The organism is Acinetobacter populi (genome assembly GCF_002174125.1).
Lineage (GTDB): Bacteria > Pseudomonadota > Gammaproteobacteria > Pseudomonadales > Moraxellaceae > Acinetobacter > Acinetobacter populi.
In genome coordinates this window covers 133942-160190 of sequence record NZ_NEXX01000003.1, presented here as the reverse complement: position 1 = coordinate 160190, position 26249 = coordinate 133942, and the positions used below count along the sequence as shown (strand labels likewise).

23 protein-coding genes are annotated in these 26249 nt (G+C 40.3%); 8 read left to right on the top strand and 15 right to left on the bottom strand.

What is annotated here, in order from left to right; translation table 11 throughout:
* Nucleotides 1–105: 105 nt before the first annotated feature.
* The 3 genes from CAP51_RS09790 to queG all read right to left on the bottom strand — a co-directional run bounded on the left by CAP51_RS09790 (nt 106) and on the right by queG (nt 2864).
* Nucleotides 106–990, bottom strand: a complete 885-nt coding sequence (locus tag CAP51_RS09790) for a DNA adenine methylase (protein ID WP_087620580.1) — start codon at nt 988–990, stop codon at nt 106–108.
* Nucleotides 991–1277: 287 nt separating this feature from the next.
* Nucleotides 1278–1505: a hypothetical protein gene (locus tag CAP51_RS09785; protein ID WP_087620579.1), complete on the bottom strand. Its 228-nt coding sequence runs from the start codon at nt 1503–1505 to the stop codon at nt 1278–1280.
* Nucleotides 1506–1769: 264 nt separating this feature from the next.
* Nucleotides 1770–2864 (bottom strand): tRNA epoxyqueuosine(34) reductase QueG, encoded by a 1095-nt coding sequence (queG, locus tag CAP51_RS09780; RefSeq protein ID WP_087620578.1) that lies wholly within the window; start codon nt 2862–2864, stop codon nt 1770–1772.
* Nucleotides 2865–2903: 39 nt separating this feature from the next.
* Between queG and CAP51_RS09775 the strand changes: the two genes are divergently transcribed.
* Entirely contained in the window at nt 2904–4412 is a 1509-nt protein-coding gene (locus CAP51_RS09775) for an NAD(P)H-hydrate dehydratase (protein ID WP_087620577.1), read from the top strand.
* A gap of 132 nt (nt 4413–4544) precedes the next feature.
* Here the strand turns inward: CAP51_RS09775 and CAP51_RS09770 are convergent, their stop codons facing one another.
* From CAP51_RS09770 to trmB, 4 genes are all read right to left on the bottom strand, one after another.
* Nucleotides 4545–7127: a TonB-dependent receptor gene (locus CAP51_RS09770; protein WP_087620576.1), complete on the bottom strand. Its 2583-nt coding sequence runs from the start codon at nt 7125–7127 to the stop codon at nt 4545–4547.
* 181 nt (nt 7128–7308) lie between these two features.
* On the bottom strand, nt 7309–8301 hold the full coding sequence (locus CAP51_RS09765; RefSeq protein ID WP_087620575.1) for a FecR family protein: 993 nt from the start codon (nt 8299–8301) through the stop codon (nt 7309–7311).
* A gap of 8 nt (nt 8302–8309) precedes the next feature.
* A complete protein-coding gene (locus tag CAP51_RS09760; protein ID WP_087620574.1) occupies nt 8310–8798 on the bottom strand; it encodes a sigma-70 family RNA polymerase sigma factor in 489 nt (162 codons plus the stop codon).
* Nucleotides 8799–8967: 169 nt separating this feature from the next.
* Nucleotides 8968–9693: a tRNA (guanosine(46)-N7)-methyltransferase TrmB gene (gene trmB, locus CAP51_RS09755; protein WP_087620573.1), complete on the bottom strand. Its 726-nt coding sequence runs from the start codon at nt 9691–9693 to the stop codon at nt 8968–8970.
* A 267-nt stretch (nt 9694–9960) separates the two neighbouring features.
* Here trmB and ahpF point away from each other — a divergent pair, with 267 nt between their 5' ends.
* Nucleotides 9961–11526 (top strand): alkyl hydroperoxide reductase subunit F, encoded by a 1566-nt coding sequence (gene ahpF, locus CAP51_RS09750; protein ID WP_087620572.1) that lies wholly within the window; start codon nt 9961–9963, stop codon nt 11524–11526.
* Between the two features lie 61 nt (nt 11527–11587).
* Here the strand turns inward: ahpF and CAP51_RS09745 are convergent, their stop codons facing one another.
* Together CAP51_RS09745 and CAP51_RS09740 are read right to left on the bottom strand one after the other, a co-directional pair.
* Nucleotides 11588–12532: a hypothetical protein gene (locus tag CAP51_RS09745; protein WP_087620571.1), complete on the bottom strand. Its 945-nt coding sequence runs from the start codon at nt 12530–12532 to the stop codon at nt 11588–11590.
* A gap of 74 nt (nt 12533–12606) precedes the next feature.
* Nucleotides 12607–13386 (bottom strand): ferredoxin--NADP reductase, encoded by a 780-nt coding sequence (locus CAP51_RS09740; RefSeq protein ID WP_087620570.1) that lies wholly within the window; start codon nt 13384–13386, stop codon nt 12607–12609.
* A 97-nt stretch (nt 13387–13483) separates the two neighbouring features.
* On the opposite strand from CAP51_RS09740, the gene tsaA reads away from it, so the two are divergent.
* From tsaA to tfpB, 3 genes are all read left to right on the top strand, one after another.
* On the top strand, nt 13484–14215 hold the full coding sequence (gene tsaA, locus CAP51_RS09735) for a tRNA (N6-threonylcarbamoyladenosine(37)-N6)-methyltransferase TrmO (protein ID WP_087620569.1): 732 nt from the start codon (nt 13484–13486) through the stop codon (nt 14213–14215).
* A gap of 104 nt (nt 14216–14319) precedes the next feature.
* Complete coding sequence (locus tag CAP51_RS09730) at nt 14320–15570, top strand: ParB/Srx family N-terminal domain-containing protein (protein ID WP_087620568.1); 1251 nt, start codon at nt 14320–14322, stop codon at nt 15568–15570.
* A 152-nt stretch (nt 15571–15722) separates the two neighbouring features.
* The gene (gene tfpB, locus CAP51_RS09725; protein WP_087620567.1) at nt 15723–17498 is read left to right on the top strand and encodes a type IV pilus assembly ATPase TfpB; all 1776 of its coding nucleotides are present in this window, start codon (nt 15723–15725) and stop codon (nt 17496–17498) included.
* A gap of 90 nt (nt 17499–17588) precedes the next feature.
* Here the strand turns inward: tfpB and hemP are convergent, their stop codons facing one another.
* Nucleotides 17589–17759 (bottom strand): hemin uptake protein HemP, encoded by a 171-nt coding sequence (gene hemP / locus CAP51_RS09720; protein ID WP_087620566.1) that lies wholly within the window; start codon nt 17757–17759, stop codon nt 17589–17591.
* A 142-nt stretch (nt 17760–17901) separates the two neighbouring features.
* Between hemP and CAP51_RS09715 the strand changes: the two genes are divergently transcribed.
* A complete protein-coding gene (locus CAP51_RS09715; protein ID WP_087620565.1) occupies nt 17902–18807 on the top strand; it encodes an NUDIX domain-containing protein in 906 nt (301 codons plus the stop codon).
* A gap of 75 nt (nt 18808–18882) precedes the next feature.
* Here CAP51_RS09715 and CAP51_RS09710 read toward each other — a convergent pair whose 3' ends face one another.
* Together CAP51_RS09710 and mrcB are read right to left on the bottom strand one after the other, a co-directional pair.
* Nucleotides 18883–19485 carry a tetratricopeptide repeat protein gene (locus CAP51_RS09710; RefSeq protein WP_087620564.1) on the bottom strand — a complete coding sequence of 201 codons (603 nt, stop codon included), beginning with the start codon at nt 19483–19485 and terminating at the stop codon, nt 18883–18885.
* Nucleotides 19485–21920, bottom strand: coding sequence for a penicillin-binding protein 1B (mrcB, locus tag CAP51_RS09705; protein ID WP_087620563.1), 2436 nt, complete (start codon nt 21918–21920; stop codon nt 19485–19487). The genes CAP51_RS09710 and mrcB overlap by 1 nt, the downstream gene beginning before the upstream one ends.
* A 251-nt stretch (nt 21921–22171) precedes the next feature.
* Here mrcB and CAP51_RS09700 point away from each other — a divergent pair, with 251 nt between their 5' ends.
* Both CAP51_RS09700 and CAP51_RS09695 read left to right on the top strand, forming a co-directional pair.
* Nucleotides 22172–23083: an NAD(+) kinase gene (locus CAP51_RS09700; protein ID WP_087620562.1), complete on the top strand. Its 912-nt coding sequence runs from the start codon at nt 22172–22174 to the stop codon at nt 23081–23083.
* Between the two features lie 8 nt (nt 23084–23091).
* On the top strand, nt 23092–23364 hold the full coding sequence (locus CAP51_RS09695) for a YeaC family protein (RefSeq protein WP_087620561.1): 273 nt from the start codon (nt 23092–23094) through the stop codon (nt 23362–23364).
* Here the strand turns inward: CAP51_RS09695 and CAP51_RS09690 are convergent.
* The 3 genes from CAP51_RS09690 to CAP51_RS09680 all read right to left on the bottom strand — a co-directional run bounded on the left by CAP51_RS09690 (nt 23357) and on the right by CAP51_RS09680 (nt 26007).
* The gene (locus tag CAP51_RS09690; RefSeq protein ID WP_087620560.1) at nt 23357–24373 is read right to left on the bottom strand and encodes a glycosyl transferase family protein; all 1017 of its coding nucleotides are present in this window, start codon (nt 24371–24373) and stop codon (nt 23357–23359) included. The two genes, CAP51_RS09695 and CAP51_RS09690, sit on opposite strands and share 8 nt — an antisense overlap.
* 137 nt (nt 24374–24510) lie before the next feature.
* Entirely contained in the window at nt 24511–25188 is a 678-nt protein-coding gene (gene nth / locus CAP51_RS09685; protein WP_087620823.1) for an endonuclease III, read from the bottom strand.
* Nucleotides 25189–25221: 33 nt separating this feature from the next.
* Entirely contained in the window at nt 25222–26007 is a 786-nt protein-coding gene (locus CAP51_RS09680) for an RnfABCDGE type electron transport complex subunit B (RefSeq protein ID WP_087620559.1), read from the bottom strand.
* Nucleotides 26008–26249: the final 242 nt, after the last annotated feature.

Genomic DNA, 26249 nt, shown 5'->3' with positions numbered 1-26249 from the left:
CTTTTTTTTGTTTAATTTTTATAGTGGATAAATATATAAGAGGTTTAGAGCTTAATTACTCAAAAGAATAATTAAAGAGAAAATATTTTTAGAAGTGAAATTAGATTAAAGATAATTGGTAATTAGCACTTCTTTCGAGCTGCCTTTTACCGTGTTATAGCAGCTATGATTATAATTATGATGTAAATGGATCACATGGTAATTTTTAGCCCACTCGATCAATAGATCGTTGGTTTTTCCCTTATGCACAAGCACATTGGACATGGCGAATTTGATCTTTTGACGATTTAAGCTGTCGAGACAGTCATGTAATTTTTGTTCTTGTTCCTGAGTCCAATCCTTAAATCCTCGATTACCATCATTATAACTGCCCGTGGTGATAAAATAGGGTGGATCCAGATAAACAAAATCATCAGCTGTAAATTGGGTCTGAGTTAATAATTCACAAAATGGCAGTTGCGAGAATGCCACCTGTTTGCTTTTCAGTTGATTTACAAAATGGATGAGTTTTTGTCGCAGTATGGTCGAAAATTGGCTTCTATTTGCACCAAATGGATTGTTATATTGGTGTTGATTATTAAATCTAAACTGATAATTAAAGGAGTAGCACATCAGGGTATAGGGCATCATCGGCTGTTTGTGTCGGTTATAATCCTGACGTAATGTTAAAAAACCTTGTTTATTGTCTTTGCTCAGTTGATATTGGTCAATATAAAACTGAATGCTTGTCAGCAAGTCATCAAGGTCCTGCTGATAGAAGGCTTGAAGAATTTCAATTACATAACAATTAATATCATTGATAATGATTTGATTTGCATTGCTATTGACAGCAACATTCGCGCCACCAGCAAACACATCATAAAACCTTGAAATGTTGTTCGGAAAATGCGGCAAAATCTGCGGCAGTAGCTTAGCCTTACCACCAATATAATTCATCGGGCTGGGGTGAATTGCGCGCGATGCAGATAATTTGATAGATGCAGAATCCATAGGTTACTCGATATATTGCGATTTAAAGTAGCAATAAGACGAAAAAGTTTAGCCTATATTATACTTTTAAGTGGTTATATTTTTAAAAACAGTCAACACACTTAAAGTAATCTATTATGACGGGTTTTCATAGATTCAGCATGATTTTTGCAAAAGTGCCAATTGGCAGATCAGTGTTTGGTATCTTAGATTAAGAGAAAGGAAATAGAGAAGATAATTAAGGTGATGATCAATAATCCTGTGGTTGCGATTGGCTTTAGTGGATTATTGATCTGCCCACAAGCAACTTAGTGCGTGCGTGGTTGAATAACTTGCTGGATTTCCCGACGAGTATAACCACGGGAAAGCAATAATTTTTTAAGACCAGAAATAAGATCAGGATCTTGTGTGGTGCCAAGAATCTGGAAAAGCTGTTCGCAAGATTTCGCAGCGAAATCATTTTCAATACATGTAATATGATTCAATTGGGAATTGTGCTGTTGATTAGACAGAATAAAGCGTTGCAAAAAACTCATATAACAATCATTAATAACCTGACATAGCGCGCACTATACGCTTTTAAAATAAAAAAACAACAGCTGTTAGACTAAAATTAATAAAATATAATTCATTGATTTTTAATATTAAAATAAAATTTATGTGAAATACATCACATCTTTGATGCTTCGATTTTCAGCGAAAAACTGTCAAGTCATGATGAAATTTCTAAAAAATATGGATGCACGTTCGCAATGTGATAAAGATTTTTGTGCACTATTTGAGTGAGATGTAAGTAAAATTTATGCCCGTTTTTTTTGCAGTTGCACCGAAATTGCCCAAGCAATATGCTCATTCACTACTGCCTCATGTTCGCTAAAATGTTGCTGTAGGGCAGCTAAAATCTGCGTGGAAAAAGGGGCATTTCCCAAAGCGACAGCAACATTGCGTTTAAAACTTTGAAATCCGGTACGGCGAATGGCACTGCCTTCGGTCTTTGCCAAAAATGTGGCTTCATCCCATTGCCAGAAATCCAGTAAAGCGGTTTGATCTAGGCCATGCCGGGTTTGAAAGTCATCGAGTGTGGTCACTTTAGCATAGCGATTCCACGGGCAAATTAGCTGACAATCATCACAGCCAAAAATACGATTACCGATTTGTGCACGCAATTCAAGTGGAATGCTGCCTTTATATTCAATGGTAAGATAGGCAATACATTTTCGTGCATCTAACATATATGGTTCAACAATCGCTTGGGTGGGACAAATATCAATACAAGCCGAGCAAGAACCGCAATGTTTACTGGCTGGTGTATCAAAGGGTAATGCCAGACTGCAAAACAACTCACCCAGTACAAAAAAAGAACCGGATTGTCGGTTGATCAGTAAGGTATGTTTACCTGTCCAGCCCATACCGGCATTTTCGGCCAGAGTTTTTTCAAAGATCGGGGCAGAATCACTAAAAGGACGGGAACTAAAAGGACCAATTTTGGCTTCAATACGCTGTGCCAGTTGCTTTAATCGGCCACGCATGACTTTATGATAATCCCGTCCTCGTGCATAACGTGCGATAATGCCAAGATCGGGTTGGTCTGGCACATAACGGGCTTGTGGTTTATCTTGTAAATAATTCAATCGAACACAGATGATACTTTGTGTATCTGGAACAAGCAGGGTCGGATCGGCGCGTTTATCCAGATTTTCTTCGAGATAGTGCATATCGGCATGATAGCCATTGTCCAGATAACGCTGAAAATGTGCCAGTTGATCCTTGGTATCAGGTTTTGCAATTACACAGTCATTAAAACCCAGTGCAATTGCCTGTGCTTTAATCCAGTGTTTTAATGCTGGGGGATCATCACGTAAGCCGAGATCAAGGGTCGATAAAGATTTAGACATGTAAAATCAAAAAGAGATTGCTAAAGATAGAGGGAAAATATGAAAGCGTTGTTTGGATGTCATCCAGTTTATCATAGCCAGTCGGTACAAGCATGGGAGAAGCGATGGTTTGCGGCAAATAATTGTTCCTATGGGCTGATGCAGCAGGCGGCATTGGCCATGACCTTGCAGATTGAAAAAATGCTATATCAAAAGCAACTGGTACATCAGGAGATTCTGGTTTGGTGTGGACAGGGCAACAATGCAGGCGATGGCTATCTGATTGCTAAATATTTAAAACAGAAAAGTTTACATCTGACCATTTATGCACCGCAAGCGGCAATGAGTCAGGATGCACAGCGTGCCAGAGATGAAGCCATTGCTGCCGGTATTCATATTTATTCACAATTGCCACTAGACAAAAATTATAATATTCATGTCGATGCGCTATTTGGTGTTGGTTTAAACCGTCCGTTGGATCAATTTCCACAACAGATCATTACCCAATTGAATACACAACCGGGCTTTAAGATTGCGATTGATATACCCAGCGGTTTGCATCCCAATACAGGTGTACCTTTGCCGGTAGCCGTTAAAACGGATTTGACCTTGTCGGTAATGGCATTAAAATTGGGATTAGTCATTGGTCAGGCACAGAATTATGTTGGTGAATTAATTGAGTTGCCGTTAATTCCCAAGGATGAACAATTAAAACCCAGTGCCTATATTAATTATAACAAACCTGTTTTAGCCAAAAGACAGGCAACACAGCATAAAGGTAGTTTTGGCCATGTGCTGGTAATTGGTGGTCATCCCAATATGGGTGGTGCTGTGATGATGGCTGGAGAAGCAGCCATGGCAAGTGGTGCCGGCAAAGTTACGGTCATGTGCGATGCCAGACACCATACTGCGATTGTGGCACGTAGTCCGAATATTATGCTTAAAGACATTGCACAGACTGATGTTGCTGCATTAAGCAAATTTTTGGCGCAAATTGATGTGGTGTGTTTTGGTATGGGATTGGGACGTGATGCTTGGTCAGAAACCAATTTCCATATGGTAATGAATGCACTAAAACAACACTCTCATATACATACGGTTATTTTCGATGCCGATGCGTTATGGTTTTTGGCACAATATCAACATGATATTCAATTACAAGCGCAGTGGATTGCTACGCCACATTCGGGAGAAGCCGCACGTTTATTGGCGTGTAATGTGGCAGACATTGAACAGGACAGGGTCGCTGCAATTGAACAATTGCAACAACAGTATGCGGGGAAATGGTTATTAAAAGGCGCGGGTTCGTTAACGCTGGAACAAGATTCGCAAGGTGATCTGCATTTGGACATTTGTGCATTTGGCAATGCGGGCATGGGAACTGCCGGTATGGGTGATGTGTTATCGGGTATGATGGCAGGCTTAAAAGCACAGTTTAAAGATGAAATTTCTCTTGCCGAGATTGTGGCTTTGCATGCTTTAGCCGGTGATGAACTGGCCAAACAAGGGATGCGAGGCATACAGGCACAGCATATGGTCGATGCAATTTATCAGGTGGTAAATATTTAGACTAAAGGATATTTATATTCTTTTGATGATGAATGGATGCTCACTTTGGTGAGCATCGTTGCTAGGTGCAATGATTAGAATATATTTGACTTTGTTTTTGAACCAAATAGTGAAGAGATTGAATCGCAAACCTTAAAAACGCAGTTCCAGACTGGCTTGTACAGTGCGTCCCGGTGTTGGCATACCGATTACTGTACCGGGATCAAAGGCATACCGATTGGTTAAATTCTCAATGCTCACATTAAGGTTTGCATGTTGATTTAACTTATATCTGGCAAACAGATCAATCAGTGTATCAGCAGGAATATCTTCTACAGCACGACCAGTAATGGCCGTACCGGCAAACCAACCACGTGGATTGTGTTTTTCCGAATGATAGCGTACACGTGTACCAATACTTAAGTCTTGATCCAGAAAGTTTTTCGCAAGGGTTAAGTTGATCGTACGTTTGGGTGCGATTCGGGTACTGATCAAACTCCAGGCATCGCCTACCGCATTACATTGATTTTTCACCGGACAAATTTTTGCCGTTGCATTAAAGGTTGCATTGGCTTCGATAGAAAAAGCAGGATGTTGATAATTAGCATTTAACTCGGTGCCTTTCAACACAACTTTGTCATAATTTTTAAAGGCCAATAAGTAAGTTTCCCACCAGCCGGAATCAGGGCCGGGCGGTATTGCACCTTGGGATAAATAATCTTTGATATTATTGTAAAAATAATTGAGGCTGACATTTAATTCATCCTTTGCAGTGAACAGATCCGCATATTGTCCCTGAAGGCCGAGTTCTGCATGACGTGAATTTTCTGCCCGAATGGGATTATGTGGATAATAATTAAATGTTTCTCGTGATTCTGTTGATTCAAACAAGCTTGGATTGCGATAGCTATTGCCAAGTTTGCCGTATAGATCAACTTGATCATTGAGATGAAAAGCGGCATGGGTTAAGACATCAACATGTGCTTTATAATCTAGCGTACGCTCCCCGATATAATCCGTGGTTTTCGATTCATGCAGACGAGTGCTTAAGGCAAAATCAGCAATTTTTGTGGCCAGATTGGTGGTCAGAAATGCGGCTTGACTCTGGCGTTTGGCATTGCGTGCAGAATCAAATTCATAGAAATATCTCGGTTGCATACGCTGTTCATCGGCACTTAAGCCATATTCCAAGACAATAGGGAGTGTGGAAAAACGACTTTTATTACTGATCTGTATTGCTGTACGCTCATCTCGATAGCTTGCCCGATATTGGTCTGCCAATGATCCCCAGTTGGTCCATAAGCCATTATGCTGATGCATCTTGGCATCGGTTTTTGCAATATTAATGTTTAAGTCAATTAAGCCATGATTGGCAGGATTATAATGATATTCTGTACTATAGGCATTGACATTGGCATTACCCAATGACCACTGTGCCATCGAATCTCTGCCTGCTGGTGGTGTCCAATAGTCTGGGTAGTTCGGATCATAAGTAGGAGCCTTATACCAATAAGCTGCCAGAACTTCACCTGCCTGTTGCAGATGTCGGCGAAAATTGAGTTCCAGACGTTGTTCATCGGTGATATTCCAGCCTAGTTTCATAATCCCGGATTTATTTTGATAACTGGTATTGACCACTTCCTGTCCCGGACTCACCATAGCACTTTCCTGTTGATAGTTTTCCTTGCCGTGTGTTCCGGCAAAATAATTGCCGACTTTACGCTGGCTATAGGCTGCAACTAGATCCAGTAAATCATTGCGATAGGCAAAAGCGGTAGTAAATGCACCATTATTGAATTTGCTACTGCTAAGATGATTGGTTAATAAATAACGATCCTGCTCTCGCGTATTTTCGGGAATATTGGGTGTCTGGTTATTGTTATAGAGTGTGCCTTTAAGCAAAACCCCGACATTTTTATGTTCAAGTAAAATATCATTAACACTTAAGGTTTTCATTTGTACAGTGCCACCGATTGCGCCTGTGGCATAGCGATTATTGGATGCACCTTTTTCTACGCTGAGCTGACTGATTAAGTCCATATCGATATAGGTACGGTCACTTTCTCCCTGATAACCACGATGTGTATGGGTCGCTTGTAGACTCCCATCAATAATGACAGGTACCCGGCCTTCGCCTTGCAAGCCACGAATCCCGACATCAATTGCGCCAGCTTCATTTCGTAGACTGTTTAATTGTACGCTGGCAATACCAGCAAAAGCATCACCATTTGCTGTACCCCGAAATTGCTGTAATTCCTCCCGACCTTTGCTGGTCGTGCTAAGAATAGGCTCGGCTTTAACAACGAGCACAGGAAGTTGTACCGGTACATCCTCTCGTTTGGCTGCAACCGTAACCAGATCCTGACTGGGCTGTTGTTCCGGTGCGGCTTCAGCATGTGCAGTATCTTTTATGGCGAGAAGATAATTATTATTCTGTTTGATGACATGATAGGGCTGGTTTTGCAGGATTTTGGCGAAACCTTGTGCAACACTGTATTGACCCTGTAATCCTTCGCTACGCTGACCTTTTAGCAGTTCACGATCAAAGCTAAATACCACACCGGACTGGGCTGCAAAGCTAGATAAAACATAACCCAAATCATTTGCTGCAATTTGATAGTTCTGTAGCTGTTGTACAGAAGCTTGTGTCTCTTCAGCATGCGATATTGAAAAGGGGAGAAATCCTAGGCATAACGCCTGCACCAACATTGGCAAGGCTTTTTTACGAAAAATCATGATCACCTCAAGCAAAAATTTGTATGAACATCCTTAATACCCGTTAAGCGTTTAATAAGTGACATGAAAATGATAATTATTTATAAATAAAATTTTAAAGTTTTGTATTTTAAAGTTTTTTAATCTATATCTGGCATTAGGGTATTCCTAATCTATGGATTAAATAAACAGTAAAAGGTAATTAATGTTCAACATGCCTCTGTTTCTTTTGTGTCTGTTGATGCGAAGTTCTGGCTTTTATGACCACTAGCCGTTGATTTAAATAAGTTTGTGCATCTACTGGATAACTTTGTTGTAATGCCTGAATCAATTGATCAAGATCATGTAAAGGAAAAGAACCAGAAACTTTAATATTTTCGATTTCAGGTGCCAGACGGAAATAACGTTTTTGATAACGTCCAAGCTGTTGAATCAGGGTTTTAAGTGGCATGTCATAAGCCATAATTACCTGATTACGCCAAAGATATTGGTTGGGTTGTACAGGTTGTTTATCAAAACTTTGTCGTGCATCGAAACATAATTGTTCGCCAGCATGCACAATCTGTGGCGTATGGGAATCTTTAAGCGTGATTTTAACTGCACTTTCTAATACGGCAACACAGCTTTGTTGCTGTTTCTGCAATTGCTGTACACTAAATACGGTGCCAAGTGCCTGTATATCTGCATATTTGGTGGTGACAATAAAGGGTTGATCTTTGTATGCAGCCAGATGACCTGTCTTAATCCAGATTTCACCATAATGTAAATGAACTGAACGTTGTTGCGCTGTATATTGTACATCCAGTGCCGTACTGGTATTGAGATCCAGTTGTGTACCATCTTGCAGTAAAATCTGCTGTTGTTCTCCAAGGGCAGTGTAGTAATCGGCAAATAAACGATAGTACCAATTGTCCTGCCAGAAATAGATTGCCGTACTTGCAAATAATAGACTTAGTACCAGTTTGCCCAGTATCTTACGACTATGTTGCTGTCCATGTTGTAAAATAGCGTCTGAGTTTTGCGGTACATCATTGAGCACATTGAGCAATTTTTCTGCCTTTTGCCAGGCTTTTTCATGTGCTGGACTGCTGTGTTTCCACTGTTCCAGTTCTTGTAATTGTTGCTGGCTTAATTCACCTGAGCGAATTTTTAAGAGCCATTCGGCGGCTTGTGCGAGGATTTCCTGTTGATTCATGCTGCTGCTTAGTCATCCATCACGGTCAGGCAAATGGTCATGGCTTGCAAAAGATCACGTATTACAGTTCGGGTTGAAATATTTAAACGATTAGCAATTTCTTGTTGGGTGATGCCTTCGAGTTGTGACCAGATAAACACTTGACGTTGTCGTGTCGGCATATTGTTCAATAAATCATTGATTAAACATAATGCTTCAATCGACTGTAATTGCTGTTCGGGTGAAATATGATACTGTTCAGGTTGAGTTGCCAAGGCCTCTTTATAGGCTTTTTCAATTGATTGACGCTGATACCAATTGATCAGAATACCTTTGGCAATGGTGGTGAGTAGGGCACGAGGTTGTTCAAAATGAAATTGTTCGTGCCGTTTCAGCACACGTAAAAAGGTATCATGTGCCAGATCAGCGGCATCTTCTGAATGGTTTAAGCGCTTTCTTAACCACTGATATAACCAAGAATGATGCTCTTGATATAATTGCTGAAACGAATCACGCATAATAAATATTAAATGTAAATGATAACTATTCTCTTAATTGTAGCATAACTGCAACTCGAATGTAAAAATAGAAAGATTTTTTTATTTGTATTGGTATCTGGTTGGTGCTACTGAGACGCTTGTAACATAGCGTGGTGATGTTACAAGCAATGATAAGGACTTAAGGTGATTAATTTATTTTTTCAAAAATAAAATCATTAATCTGGTGTCCTGCTTCTAGTCCACGTTTTTCGAATTTTGTCAGCGGACGCCATTCGGGACGAGGATAAGACTTATTTTTTCCTGCCAGATTGTTTAAACGCGGACGGTGTTCGAGAATATCCAGCATCCATTCTGCATAAGGTTCCCAGTCGGTTGCAGCATGGAAAGTACCACCGACTTTTAGCTTTTGTTCTACCAAAGCCATACGCTCGTGAATCACAAAACGGCGTTTGAAGTGACGTTTTTTCTGCCATGGATCGGGGAAATATAGTTGAATACAATCAATGCTGTCATCAGGCATTTCTTTTAAGACCTGAATGGCATCGGCATCGAGTACACGTAAATTATTTAATTCTGCCAGACCAGCTTCGTAAACGCATTGTGCAATACCTGGAATATGCACTTCAATTCCGACATAATTACGTTCAGGATTGGCCTTGGCCATAAGTACCAGCGAACGTCCCATACCAAAACCGATTTCTACAGTCAGTGGCCGTTCCGGATGAGGAAAAGCCTGACGCAAGTCGCCAACTGGATATTGCAAAATAAATTCCTGATGCTTTTCCAACGCTGTACGCTGTGAAGTATTCAGAGGTGACGAGCGACGCATAAACGTCACAATTTCACGATGTTCGGTAAGATTATCCAGATCTTGGATATCTTGTGTTGTAGCGTTTTGCAAATGATCTGACATGGGGACAAAAAGAATTTAAGAAAAACTGCGCTATTCTAAAAGGATATTCCGATTTGGGCAACTTAAGCTGAAAATACATTATTGATTCAATGAGAAAGATGTTTGTATTTCAGCACAATAGCCCTCATATTATAGTGAAATGGGGCATTTAGAGATTTTGATTTAAAAAACCGATAGTTTTTATAAAAACATTCTGTTTTACCTATCATGGAAAAAAGCCTACTATACAGTTAACGAAATGAAAGACTTTATTATTGGAGAATAAAGATGTTAGACCAAAATGTAAAAACACAATTAAAAGCCTATTTAGAGCGTTTGGAATCTCCCATTGAAATTATCGCCTCCCTCGATGATTCTGATAAATCTGCGCAAGTGAAAGAGCTTGTCGGTGAGATGGCCGAGCTTTCTAATCAGGTGACTGCCCGTTATGATGGTACACATCACCGTCGTCCAAGTTTTGGTATTGCCAAAGCTGGAGAGCAACCACGGGTATTCTTTGCCGGCTTGCCAATGGGACATGAATTTACATCTTTAATTCTGGCTTTGCTACAAACTTCCGGCTATGCACCAAAAGTGTCTGATGAAATTCTGACACAAATTAAAGGGTTGGATTTAACTGCAAACTTTGATGTATTTGTTTCTTTAACCTGTCATAACTGTCCGGATGTAGTACAGGCATTAAACTTGATCGCAATTTACAATCCGAATACCACTACCACCATGGTTGAAGGCGGTTTCTTTAAAGAAGAAGTCGAAGAGCGCAAAATCATGGCTGTACCGATGGTGTTTCAGGATAATGAACATTTCGGTCAAGGTCGTATGACCATTGAAGAAATTGTTGCAAAACTGGATAGTAACTCTGCGGAAAAAGAAGCTGCCAAAATTAATGCCAAAGATGCGTTTGATGTATTAATTGTTGGTGGTGGCCCAGCAGGCGGTACAGCAGCGATTTATGCAGCGCGTAAAGGGATCAAAACTGGTATTGTGGCCGAACGCTTTGGTGGACAGGTAATGGATACCATGGACATCGAAAACTTTACCACTGTACAAAAAACAGTGGGACCAAAATTCGGTGAAGATTTAGAAGCGCATGTTCGTGCCTATGGCGTAGACATCATGAATCTGCAAAAAGTGAATAAAATTACTGGTGCAGATCAAACAGCCAATGGTCTGGTCGAACTAGAACTGGAAAATGGCGCAAAACTTGAATCCAAAGCAGTGATCCTGTCTACAGGTGCACGCTGGAGAAAAATGGGCGTTCCTGGTGAGGTGGAATATGCGACACGTGGTGTTGCTTACTGTCCACACTGTGATGGTCCGTTATTTAAAGGCAAACGTGTTGCAGTCATTGGTGGTGGTAACTCAGGTGTTGAAGCGGCCATTGACCTTGCCGGTATCGTTGAACATGTGACACTGTTCGAGTTTGATACCAAATTACGTGCCGATCAAGTGTTGCAAGATAAGTTACATAGCTTACCAAACACTACAGTCATTATGAATGCGTTAAGTACAGAAGTAGTGGGTGATGGTAGTCAGGTAACAGGTCTGAAATATAAAGATCGTGCGACTGATGAAGAACATCTGGTCGAGCTTGCAGGGATTTTTGTTCAAATTGGTTTGTTACCAAACACAGATTTCCTCAAAGACAGTGCAGTGGAATTGACCAATCGTGGTGAAATTGTGATTAATGAACGCAATGAAACCAACGTTCAAGGTGTATTTGCCGCAGGTGACTGTACCACTGTACCGTATAAACAAATCATCATTGCCACTGGTGAAGGTGCCAAAGCGTCTTTAAGTGCATTTGATTATCTGATCCGTTCCGGTCAATAGTTCATTATTGATAAAACCAAAGTCATGTAAATGGCTTTGGTTTTTTGTTCAGATAGAGCTTTTATTCTGGTTTGATGGTAATAATAGGGATAGGGCGTCTATTTCGCCACCAGCGGAATAGAAAAAAATGATTCCATGTCTTTTGATAGCTTATGCTCATGTCTAATTTTAGAGCATCTTGCTTGAATTTATCGGATTTTATGTCTGATAGATTTAATATTTCTAAACTAATTTGAGGATTAGTTAAAATAGGCGATAACAGTTCTTTAAGTTTTTGTTGGTATGCGGTCATCAGTGATGCTGGACAGTCTAAAATAACGTAGCACTGTGTGCTTAATCCCCAGCAATAGATTTTTTTAATCTGTGTATTTTCTAAACCAAAATCATATAAACAGTTTCTAAAGGTGCGAGGAGGTAAAGCATTTTCCCATAACTGTTCACTAATAATCGGATTCTGTATAGATATTACTGTTAACATCATTTTTTTTAATATTTCAATATCATTATCAAATAATATTACCATTGGTTGTTTTGTGTTTTCTGGGAATAATTGCTGATGTAATTCTGATGGAAATTGAATATAAACGACAGTATTTTCATATTGTTGTTGTACATTTTGGAATAGCTTTAACAAGACAATTTCTAAGTTAAGTTTATGGTATACAATATCTGATTGTTCTGCTTCAACTAACATTGTTGGGGTAGGAGCAAATGCCATTGCTTGAATAATATAAGTTTTTTGTACTATACCTTGGTCATCTTCAACATCTAAAATGCTAATATGGGGAAATATGGCATGTTCTGTAGAATTTTCCATTTCAGTTGATATTGATTTATCACAGCTAAGATAGACAGGGAAATAGAAAAAATGATCCAAATTGGAACTTAGCCAGACTAGCGCATCTACTCTGTTACTTTGTTCTTCCTCATCTCTAAAATCATAAAGAAATTGCATTATAGCCTTATAAGAATTTTTATCTGCAAGAAGATTTTGTTGTTCTTTCATATATTGACCTTTTTATTAATTATTTACATAAAATAAAAAAGTGAGGATAAACCTCACTTTTTATAATAGAAAAATTACTTTTCTACAAAAGCACGTTCAATTACATAATCACCTAGTACACCCATACGTGGTGACTCTTTTAAACCAGCTTTATCCAGCAAGGCAGCAACATCGGTTAAAAAGTGTGGGCTACCACACAGCATGGCGCGGTCTGTTTCCGGATTGAAAGGTGGCAAACCGATTTTCTCAAATAATTCGCCTGTTTCGATTGCTGTTGTCACGCGACCTTCATTTCTAAACGGTTCACGGGTTACGGTTGGGTAATAAATCAGTTTGTTTTTGATATCCAGTTCTTCAAACCATTCGTTGTTTGGCAGTTCATTTAAGATCAGGTCTTGGTAAGCAAGTTCGCTAATCCAGCGTGTACCATGCACCAGAATTACTTTTTCAAATTTTTCGTAGGTTTCAGGATCACGAATCAATGACAGGAAAGGTGCCAGACCAGTACCGGAAGAGAGGAAATACAAGTTTTTACCCGGATTTAAATCGTCATGTACCAGTGTACCTGTTGGTTTTTTTGAAATCAGGATTTCATCACCAACTTTTACTTTTTGCAAAATAGAAGTTAATGGACCATCCGGCACCTTGATTGAGAAAAACTCCAGTTCTTCTTCATAATTGGCACTGGCAATAGAGTAAGCCCGCATTAACGGCTTTCCATTCACTTCCAAACCAATCATCACAAACTGACCATTTTTAAAACGAAGTGCAGTGTCACGAGTAGTTTTAAAACTAAATAAAGTATCGTTCCAATGGTGAACGTGGGTAATACGCTCTACATTAAATGCAGCCATCTATTTCTCAATAATTGTCCAATAAAAACAGTTTGCTATTCTAATCTAAAATGATTCTCGATACACTGAATATAATTAATGGTCTTTATCAAAAAAAATGATGAACAACGTCTTATTATTGCCAGTAATTGGTTATATGCATTCACCTTTTATTGAAAAATTTGGTATTCCACGGCAACCAAATTTAGTAAATTCAATATCTTATGTGGTAATGAATCCACCCTATGACGACCTAAGTGCTTTTATTGGGATAGAACAATTTAGTCATATCTGGTTACTTTGGCAATTTCATGATAATAAAAGAAAAAATCATGATAAAGATTTCCAGCCGTTAATTCGTCCTCCCAGATTGGGTGGTAATCAAAAAATAGGAATATTTGCCAGCCGCAGCATGTATCGACCTGCGCCTGTAGGGTTGTCTGTGGTGCAATTAATTGAAGTAAAACGAGTAGGCAAAGAAACACGAGTTTATGTCAAGGGTTCCGATTTACTCAATGGCACGCCGATTATTGATATTAAACCTTATCTGGTTTATGGAGATGCTGTTGCCGAGGCAAAAAGTGGTTATGCGCAGGAAGCACCGTTATTATTAGCCGTATTGTGGCAGGAAAATGCCCGCGAACAACAACAACGGTTATTAGATACAGGACATTTAACGCCAGCTATACTGTCAGAAATTGAACAGGTTGTTGCACTTAATCCAAAACCTGCCTACCAAACAGATGAGAGCAAAATTTATGGACTGAGTTATGCACATGTCAATGTGAAATTTAGGATATTCACTGATCATGTTGAAATGATTTCTATTGAATTGATCGGAGCATCTTAGGCGTGTATTGAATGGATTGTCATAAAATTGAGATATAAATGTCACAAATATTAAATGTTTGACGGTGAAACTCTAAAAGTTTAATTTTAGGGACACTATATATAATGAAACATCAAGCATTTAAAATGTTAAGTCTGACGGTTGCTTTAAGCTGTTTTATCGGGTTGGCGGGATGTAATGATTCTAATGATGATCAGGAACAAACAGTTGTTACGCCTGAGCAGCCGGTAGATACACGTGATCAACGCTTTTTAGATGCAAAGACAGATGATGTTCTGGAAGTGAGTATCTCGGATTTAAATCCTACCCAGGGTGCTATTGGTTATGATCAGATTTATTATAAATTAGGTCGCTGGCAAGGCGATTGGGAACGTACTACATGGTTATCCAATGATGCACAAGAGCTGGATTATCTCAATAAAACTGTGGGTAAAAAATTTAGTGATTATTGTGAAGATATGGGTGGGGTTGAGGGCAAGGACTTTGAGACCATTGATGCCCTGAAAAAGGCCAAACTTAGTGATCCTAGTACTTTTGCATGTAAAGAACAGCTGGGCTCACAAACAGCCAGTTTAAAAACCGTAGTGGTTGGCTATGACGGTAAACTTTATTTAACCGATGGTCACCATACCATGACGGAATTTTTGGAATTACCCGATGGTGGTAAGGACCTCAAAGTTTTTGTTCGTGTTGCTGGCAATTATAGCGATTCAACCACAGCAGATGAGTTCTGGGCAAAAATGGTTAACAATGGGCAGGCATGGCTGAAAAATGGTGCCAATGAAACCATTACTTATAGCCAGTTACCTAAGAATCTAGGCCTTAAATCTACCAGCAACCCGGATGGAATGGAGAATGATCCGTATCGTTCACTGGTTTATTTTACCCGTGATATTGGCTATAGCAAAGTAGATGGTGCCGCAGATTTTGCAGAGTTCCTATGGGAAGACTGGTTCCATAAACAAATTGAAGCAGGTTCGGTTCCGGCTTTATCGGATTTCCATTTAGATATCAATCAATACACAATTGAAGAGATTCTTGCAGAAACTTCCATTAAAAAGACTTTATTACTGTCAGGGAGTGCGACCGGTTATCAGGCTGCTGTTGCCAATTATTCGATTTTGATGGGATCAACTCAACCTACAGACATTATCTATGGAGATAAAACCGCACAGGATATGGGCGCGCTGGATATTAACACTACGCGTGATAGCGATGATTTTAATGACTTGGTGCGTACAGATGTGAAAAAAGACGGTTCACCACGTACTGGTGGTAAAATCTGGTATGCCATCAAGTATCAAAAATGTGGGGTTCCACAGGATCAAGTTAGCCGTGCGTGTTGGGGCTGGTAATATCAATATAGTTCATTAATCCTGAAATAAGTGAAAGTACAGCTTTAATACATCATGTTATTAAAGCTGTTTTTTATGCCGAATAGAATTTTTTAAATGATGATAAGGTGCTAAGATAAAAAATAAATCTGTTGTATATAAGAGTTACATTGATGCAAACACAATTGGCAGGATTACCGCAACATTTGAAAATTGATTTGTATTGGTGTGTAGAGCAGTTAAAACTGGATCATAAACTCAGTGAAAAAGATGCCAATTTAATTTTAACCACATCTCGATCCAGAGAACAATTAACATGGCATCCGTTGCAATGGATTGCCTATTTTAGTGTGCAGGATATTAGCAGTCCTGAAACAAAATTAACCCTAAACAGGTTATGTCAATGGCTGGCGCAAAAAGCACAGATTGACTATTTTGTGATTGATCCACTTAAAGCAGATGTCAGTCTATTGACTCAGGTTATGTCGCAAGAATTTGCCTTGCGTAATCGCATACTGGCGGTAGAGGTGGATGCCGAACAGGTGGTGATTGGTACCGATCAACCTTTCTCTTTAAGCTGGCAAAATGATTTATCCAATACCCTTAAACATCAAAAACTGGAGATTGTTCTTCTTAATCCGGAGCAATTGACACGTTATTTACATGAATATTATCAGGTTAGTCGGGCAGTGGCGTCAGCACAGGGACTGGGTGCATTTAAGTCGGATAAAAGTGTAGAAGCATTATTACAGCTTGGGGATGTCAGTAATAATCCGGATGCCAATGATCAACATATTGTCCGCATTGTCGACTGGATCTTACAATTTGCTTTCGAACAAAGTGCCAGTGATATTCATCTGGAACCACGTAAAGATATGGGCCGAGTGCGTTTTCGTATCGATGGCGTACTGCATAATATTTATGATATGCCAACCAATATCTTAATTGCAGTGATTGCACGGATTAAAATTCTTGGGCGCATGAATGTTGCAGAAAAACGTAAACCACAGGATGGACGATTAAAAACACGAACACCGAAAGGTCTGGAAACAGAATTACGACTATCCACTTTACCCACCGCGTTTGGTGAAAAGATGGTAATGCGGATTTTTGATCCAGAAGTGTTGGTGCGGTCTTTTGCTCAACTGGGGTTTAGTGGGCAATTACTCGAGACTTGGCAGCAACTGACGGGTCATACCCATGGCATTATTTTGGTCACTGGTCCGACAGGTTCGGGAAAAACCACCACTTTATATTCCACACTCAAGCAACTGGCAACGGATGCGGTCAATGTCTGTACGGTGGAAGATCCAATCGAAATGCTTGAGCCAAGCTTTAACCAGATGCAGATTAATCCAGCAATTGATCTGGGCTTCGCCGATGGAATCAAGGCCTTAATGCGTCAGGATCCGGATATTATCATGGTTGGTGAGATTCGTGATCAGGATACGGCAAATATGGCGATTCAGGCTGCATTAACTGGGCATCTGGTTTTATCAACTTTGCATACCAATGATGCACCATCGAGTTTAACCCGATTGGGCGATTTGGGTGTACAACCTTTTTTATCTGCTGCAACTATTCTGGGGGTGCTGGCACAACGACTGGTTCGAACACTCTGTCCGCAGTGTAAAACGGCTGTTCCTACTGATGTGGTTTTGTGGCAAAAACTAACTCAGCCGTGGAATGGCAATGTTCCTCCTATGGTTTATGAAGCAGTGGGCTGTGAACATTGTCGACATACCGGCTACAAAGGACGTGTAGGCTTATATGAAATGATGCCCTTAAGCCATGATTTAAAACGGCTGGTTGGGAAAAATGCATCTCTGGACCAAATCCGGCAACATGCTTATCAAGAAGGATTGCAGCCATTAAGACTGGCAGGGGCAAAACGTATTGCGGAAGGAGTAACCAGTTTGGAAGAAGTCATGCGGGTTGTACCATTATAAATTGGAGAGTGTTTAATAAATTAATGCGATCTAATTAGATCGCATTAATTTTTCCCACGTGTTGTATTTTATTCTTTGCTACAGTTAAATTTATTTGGTTAGAATTAAACGGTTATTACGTGTTAAACGTAAACGGTATTCTTCACCGGCATGTAAAATGCGAATTTCACGACCCAATGCAAATAGGTTGCTAGAATGTAGCATTGGTAGGTTGTGCTGAGTTTCGTTGCTGCGAGTAAATAAGGTAAAAGGTGCGTTCATTGTCGTTGCTCCGTGGTGTTTGCTTAACGATTTAAATGATAATCATTATCGAATACATCTGTCAATTATTTTCAATAAATTTTTTGTATTTTTTCGTGGCAGATTTACATATTTTTACAATGAGTAGGTAGGAGTTAAAACGGTGCAAAAAGTTGTTCATGTTGCCATTGGTTTGATTATGCATCAGGGTAAGATTTTGGTGGGCTGGCGCGATGAGAGTTTGCATCAAGGTGGATGTTATGAATTTCCCGGAGGGAAAGTTGAAGCACATGAAGATAGTCGCCAGGCGGTGATTCGTGAGATCAAAGAAGAAGTGAATCTTGAGATCATTGTGGTCAAACTATTTCATCGCTTGCAATTTGAGTATCCGGATCGTCATGTCAAGCTGGATTTTTATCTATGCAGATTAAGTGATGCCGGACAACAGGCTTTTCAGCATTGGCAATGGGTAGATATAGATCAATTGTCGCAGTTAACTTTCCCAGCAGCAAATGATGTGATTATCAAACGATTGAACTGGACAAGATATCTGGCGGTGAGTCCGGAAAATATTGAGCAACGTAGGCCAAAAAATAACATTGAATTAGTCTATTTAAGAACCAGCAGTGTACCTGAGCTAAAATTGATTAGGATGCTTCAGACATATTTGCCACAGATCAAATTAATTCTACGTTTACAAGATTATCTTGTCTTGGATCAGGCATTACAACAACAGGTGTTTGCTATTCATTTCAATGGCGAGCAACTTGCACAATGTCAGGATTTGGCAGAGTTTGAGAATATTAATATTATTGCAGCCTGTCATTGTACCGAAGATATTGTAAAAGCCAATCAATTGGGATGTGATGCAATTTTATTAAGTCCGGTATTGGCAACACCAAGCCATCCGGAGCAACAGGGTATGGGTTGGCCGCAATTCCACCATCTTGCAGCACAAGCCGAGATGCCGGTGTATGCGTTAGGCGGTATGCAAATTGAAGATTTACCTGCTGCACAGCAGCATGCAGCTTATGGTATCGCAGGTATTTCTAATTTCTGGACAGCGTGACTTTTTATACGATGCACAATATTGGATTGTTATAAAGAAAAGCGGCTTTTTTTATCGCCGCAATTCGATACCGTCCTAATATTTTGCGATATTTTGCTGTGCTTGCTGGATTAAGACTGCATTATTGCGTAATTGTGCCGATTGCAGAATTTGCTGCCATAGTTGCTTGCGCTGGGCATTATTTTGGGCAAAGGTGAGTCCTTTGCGAGCAAATGCTTCTGCGCTTGTACCTTGTTTTTTCAGATTGGCAAGACGGGCAAGCTCCCGATAAACATCAGCAGATTGAGGTGCGATACGCTGTGCCTGAATCAAATAGTTTTCTGCACTGGCAATATCGTTATTGCGTAAACTTTGCAAATAATCTTCCATCAGTTTTTGATATGCAGCAATCCCACGCCCATCTTTTAGGTTAGAAGGCGCAGTTGTTTGTGGTGGTAAAATCACGCGAGGTGGTACTGATGCTACAGGGGCAGATGGTAAGGGTTGTGATTGGGACTGGATACCATGATCTGGCAATGGTGTGATTTGCACCTTGGAACTGGATTCAGGTGTTTGTTGAACCACAGGCGTTTTATCTTCTGGAATAGGGACAGAAGATTTTGAAACTGGTGGTGTGGTTTGACAGCCTACCAAGAAGGCAGCAGCACATAGCAGCAATGTATAGTGACAGTGTTTCATTAATTGGTACTCCCAATGGTATAGCCACCACGTGAAATCACCTGCGGTTTGGGTTGTTCTGCCGGTTTTGGTGATTCGCTTTCACGGATAAAGTTTTCAATTGCATCACCACTTTGGTGCTGATCTGATGGTGTTGGCGGAATTGGATTGCCAAATTCATCAACATAGCTTTCCTGTGGCATGCTTGATTCTAGTTGATAATGTGATAGACCGCATGCTGTGGCCTGACGTGGAATAGTATTGGTAAGCATAGGGATATACATTGCGCCAGCACAGCCTTGTGCAGACAACAGATTTTGCGTGCTATCAATCCATTGCCACTGTACATCATTTGGTTGTGGAATATTGTTTGGCGTATTTTTAAGCTGTTTCATTACATTGATCCATACCGGCAAGGCACCTGATGAACCTGTTAAACCAATCGGTTTATTGTTGTCTTCACCTAACCATACAACAGTAAGATAGTTGCCGCTATAACCAGCGAACCATGAATCACGGGCATCATTGGTGGTTCCTGATTTTCCGGCCAGACCCAGATTCGGAAAGCTATTGAAACCTGCACGGCCTGTACCAGAACTCATGACCTTTTGTAAACCATAATTGATCAGATAGGCAGTGGCTGGATCAATGGTATTTTGTACCTGCAAACTATAGCGTTGTAAGAGTTGTCCATTGGCATCGACAACCGAACGAATGGTGCGAGTTGGATAATTAAACCCGCCAGTGGCAAAGTTCTGATAAATACCCAAAACTTCCAGCGGAGATAAATTGACTGCACCCAATAAAGCGGAAGGGTAATTTGGAATATCAGATTGTACGCCCAAACGACGTAAATTATTGGTAAATGTTGGTATGCCGGCTTCCCAACCCAAACGAACAGCCGATAAGTTATATGAGTTGGCAAGTGCAGTTTGTAAAGTGGTTAAACCATGTTCTGTCCCACTGTAATTCTTTGGAATCCAGTCTTTTTCCCCGACACCTTTAATCACGATGCTGGTGTCCTGAATCGGGCTGGCCCAATTGTAGCGACCGGATTGTAATGCCTGCATATAAATCACAGGTTTAAGCAATGAACCGACCTGACGTTTGGCATCAACTACGCGGTTAAATCCGGTAAAGTTTGCGGTACTGCCAATTGCAGCAATAATTTCACCATTTTCCGGATGTGATACCACAACTGCACCCTGTAAGCCTGTCAGTTGTTTTGGATTGCGTTTAACCAGTTGATTCACAGTATTTTCAAAACTGTTCTGAATACGGGTCTGTGCGACCGGATCAAGTGTTGTAAAAATGCGTAAGCCTTGATTAGTTAAATCATTTTCCTGATATTCCTGTTTTAACTGGCGGCGCACAATATCCATAAAGTCTGGGAAACGAACGGCAGTTACCCCCGGTTTATTCATGACACCCAGTGGTCGGGCTTTTTCTGTTTCATATTGTTCCTGCGTCAATTTGCCCATCACCAGCATGTTATGGAGTACAACATCACGACGTTCTGTGGCACGTTCCGGGTTTTTCCACGGGTTGTAATAAGAAGGACCATTGACTAGACCGACCAGAAAGGCCAGCTGTGCAGTATTTAACTCGCCTAAAGGTTGACCAAAATAAAATTGCGATGCCAGACCGTAGCCGTTGACAGAGTAATTGCCATTTTGACCGAGATTTACTTCATTTAAATAAGCTTCAAGAATTTCATTTTTGTTGTAATGCAATTCCAGTAACAAGGCCATTAATGCTTCGTTAGCCTTACGTTTATATGTTTTTTCCGGACTTAGATAAAAGTTTTTGACCAATTGCTGTGTCAGGGTAGAACCACCTTGACGTTTACCGCCAGTGACATTGCTCATCAATGCTCGGGCAGTACCACGAATAGAAATACCAAAATGCTTGTAGAAATTACGATCTTCTGTAGCAATCAGTGCATCAATTAAAGGTTGTGGCACTTTATCCAGCTTAACCAGTACTCGGTCCTCATTATGTTGCGGATAAATACCACCGATCAACATCGGTTCAAGACGCAAGATGCCGGTACTCGATGGTTGTGTGGTGCGGATGGTACTAATTTTATCCTGAACAAAATTGACTTCAATTACACGTTCCGGATCGCTATTGTCACCAAAATCAAAGCCACGAGTATGGATAAATACTTGGCTATTATTACTATTAAACGTACCGGGTTTATGATAATTATCCGAACTTTGATAATTTAATAATTTTAACTCATCTAAAATATCTTGGCGGGAGACATCAGACTGCGCATAAATTTCTAGCGGACGGGCATAGACTTTGGCGGGAATATCCCAGCGTTGTCCTTCAAAACGATCCCGTACAATATTGTCGAGCCGAACCAGATAGATGCCAAGCGCAATAAATACGACAAGAAAAATAATGACAATAATTGAGCTGACCAGACCGATACCACGTTGTTTCTGCATTGATATAAAATTCATAAAGTCAAAAATAAAGTGTGTAAATAATGCGATAGCATTTCTGTATATGCAATGCTAACTATGTTGTAAATTGCTAATAAAGTATAAATGATCTTTAAACATAAATAATAACTTTTTAAAGTATCAGGATTTTTTGTAGAATTTTTGATGAAAAAATCATAATAGCGCTTTTAGCCAATTGGTGTAAAACCCGCAAAGTGTTATGATTAAAGACTAATTCCAAGGGAGTGAATTGGGTGCAACATCATTTCTCGAGAGCATTTCGGAATATCGGTTTAATAGGTCGTCCTGGAAAATCTTCTGTCGTTGAAACGCTTACGGCAATTTATCAGTATTTGCTGGAACGCGGCTTACGTCCAATATTTGATCATGAAACTGCCGAGCTAGGCCAGTTTAACAATGTTCAAACCAGTACGCGTGCGTTACTGGGACAAGTCACAGATCTGGTTGTAGTAGTAGGTGGCGATGGTTCACTTTTGCATGCAGCTAGAGCTTTGGCAAAATATAATGTCCCGGTGGTTGGCGTCAACCGCGGTCGTTTGGGATTTTTAACAGATATCTCACCGAATGATGTCCTATTGAAATTGGGTCAGGTGCTCGATGGCGATTATGTTTTTGACCAGCGCTTTTTACTGGAAACTGAAATTCGCTCGCAAGGTCAAACGGTTTATCGTGATATTGCGCTCAATGATGTCGTACTGCATTCGGGTAAATCAGTTCATATGATTGATTTTGAACTGAATATTGATGGTTTGTATGTCTATCGGCAGCATAGTGATGGCTTGATTGTGGCATCACCGACAGGCTCGACTGCCTATGCTCTATCTGGAGGTGGCCCGATTGTACATCCTAATATGGATGCGATCGTGCTGGTGCCGATGCATCCACATACTCTAACATCTCGTCCGATTGTGGTCGGTGGACAAAGTGAAATCAAAATACTCATTCAGGATAATCAGATTTTGCCGATGGTCAGTGCTGATGGACAAAATAGTGTTAGCTTGCAGGTGGGCGACTGGTTATATATCAAAAAACATCCATTTAAACTGACCTTATTACATCCACCAGGTTATGATTTTTATGCGGCATGCCGTACAAAATTACGCTGGAATCAGGATTTTGAATCTTCAGATGATGAGCAAAATTAGGAGCACATATGAATATTGAACAAATGTTAAATACCTTGACCCCAGAAATTGTTGAAAAACTCCGTACTGCGGTTGAAATTGGTAAATGGGGCAATGGTGTGGCACTAAGCAAGGAACAACGCGAAATCTGTATGCAGGCAGTGTTGGTTTGGGAGCATAAAAACTTACCGGAAACAGAACGTACCGGCTATATCGATCGTGGCAGTAAAGAAGAAGATGAACATTGCGATTCACATACGGCCGAGCATGATGAAGAAGTCAAACCGATTCGTTTTATTTAAACCGGTTTTGCCACAGTTCTAAGGCTTTGTGTTGTGCTTGTGGATAATCGTCTGCAAGTTGCATGGTCATTAAGGCAATTGCCAGGGTTTCAATAATGGCTTGGGTACCATAGTCGTGTTCGGCATGACCTAGCCAGACCTGTTTAAAAAATTCCAGATCAAAACTTTCCTCACCAACCGAACGATCCGGATTGAGTTTTGGTAATTCCAGTTCATAGCATTCGCCATTTTTAATGCCGCAAATTAAGGTTTTGGCATCTGGATTACGCTCAAATTCACCACCTTCACCTTTAATCACCGCACTATTTTGATAGCCAAGTTGAAATGCGGCCTGTTGATGTGAAGCACGATAGGCCGGATGAAAAATCGCCTGTAACGTGGCTTTTGCATTATAGGGATTAATCAGGCGGCAAAGTGTATGAACCGGCGAGCGCAGACCTAGAAACTGACGAAATTGAATCATTTCTGCCAGTTTTGGCGACAGTAATTGTAGTGGAATGAAAGCAAAGTTTTGTTGATGAAGATGGTCTTTGACATCTTCTATACTGTCGCATACAGCATAGTCCAGATATTTTACTGCATCTTCGGTATAAAGCCGATTAATGGTATGACCTGCTACACCATGCATCACCACTTTATAACCATGCTGTGCAAGTGTCAGGGCAGACAATAAGAACCACGGATAATGTTTGCGTTTGCCCGCATAGCTCGACCAATCCAGATCAACATCGAAAGGTAAAGCTGGTAGATTCAACATATCCTTGCTAGCTTTTACAAATCCTGTTAATTCATCGACAGACTCTTCCTTGACGCGCAGCAGCATTAAAAATGCACCAATTTGCAGATCCAGTGCTTCACCTTTTAAAATCATTGAAAAGCCCTGATAGGCTTCTTCATAACTCAGTGAGCGGCTACCCGTTTTGCCCTTACCCAAAATACGAACATATTGTGCAAAAGGATGTTCTTCCAGGGCATAAATATTTCGTTTCAGGGAATTTGATGTTGGCATGGGCAAGTTACTCAAATCTTACAGGCAGAAGATGATCATAGCATTTAATGTTGATTTGATCATAGATCACAATATTAACAAGTTGATAAAATTGTGCAGAAATCTTCAAAACATTTGAGATATGAATGACCCAGTGATCAAGATTCTAATTGTGGTTGTTGCAAGTGTGGAATTTCTGCCCCATAGGCGAAGCGTTCTTTCCAGTTACAGACATCGGATACCACACATTCACCACATTTGGGTTTGCGTGCAGTACAGCAATAACGCCCATGTAAAATCAGCCAGTGATGTGCATCATGAATAAATTCTTTGGGAATCACTTTTAATAGGCGTTGTTCTACTTCGAGGACATCTTTACCTTTGGCCAGTCCTGTACGATTACCTACCCGAAAAATATGGGTATCTACTGCCATAGTGGCTTGTCCAAAAGCCGTGTTTAAAACTACATTGGCAGTTTTACGACCTACACCTGGTAATGATTCCAGTTCTTCTCGGGTTTGGGGCACTTCACCATGAAAACGCTCCAGTAGAATTTTACAGGTTTTAATTACATTTTCTGCTTTGGCATTATATAAGCCAATAGTTTTAATATAATTTTTAAGTTTTTCCACGCCCAGATCATACATATGCTGTGCATCTGGTGCATCGATAAAAAGCTGTGTGGTCGCCTTGTTGACACTGACATCCGTTGCCTGTGCGGAAAGTAGTACAGCAATCAGGAGTTGAAAAGGACTACCATAATTCAGTTCAGTTTGTGGATGCGGACGTTGTTCGCGTAATCGTTCAAAAAAAATCTGAATTTGCGCCTTGGTCATCGCTTTACTGGAAGATTGTGCTTTAGTCATGATTTAAGCATCCATTAATTCTGCCAAACGTCGTTCCAGATCATCCAGCTGTTGAGTTTTATTCTGGTCATTGCGTAACGATAACTGTTTTTGTAATTTTTTGATTTGCGTGCGAATTTTTGCCAATTCAATGGTGGTTTGTGCATCCTGTTTATGGACAGGTTTTGTTTGTGGCGCAAGCGCAATGTTTTCACCAATAATGGCTTGTAACTGTTCCGTCGATGCACTTGCTTGCGTAATTGGGCTGGCATGGGTACGCAGATTGCGCCGAGTTTGTTCGCGGAGTAAATGTGCTTTATAGCGTTCACGCAAATCATTTTGTTGTACGATCCGTTCTGCTTCGCTCGGTAATGGCGAGGTATCTGCAACCAGATCAATACAATCGACTGGACAAGGTGCAAGGCACAACTCACAGCCTGTACATAAATCTGTCAAAATACTGTGCATCATTTTACCACTACCGATAATGGCATCGACAGGGCAGGCAGCAATACATTTGGTACAGCCAATACACTCGTCTTCACGAATGACTGCTTTAATGCGCTGCGGTCGACCATCTGTTGCAATGTCCCATACACTTGGTTCGGCAGTCAAATTTTCCCGATTTAACAGTTGGGCTAAAGCATCGGCGACGGGTTGTCCACCGGGAACACATTTATTGGCACTTTCACCCTCGGCAATGGATTGTGCATAGGGCAAACAGCCAGCAGCATGACCACATAAGCCACATTGGGTTTGCGGTAAAAGTTGATCAATTTGCACAACGAGAGATTGCAGTGGCGAAGACATAGGCTGATGCAAGGAAATATATCGGTAGAACGGGAAATAAGTTTGAGTATAACAAAAAATTGTAGACTCTGGGGAGAAAGCATGATGTGAATGTTGAAATAGCAAATACATCATATCTGCTGAAAAATGGTGCAAATTAAATGTGAAAATTAAAAAAATCTTGAGTTGATAAAAAAGATGATATTTATAATATATTGAAAAAATAGATATTTTTTATTTTGCACTAAAATAATGCAAATCAT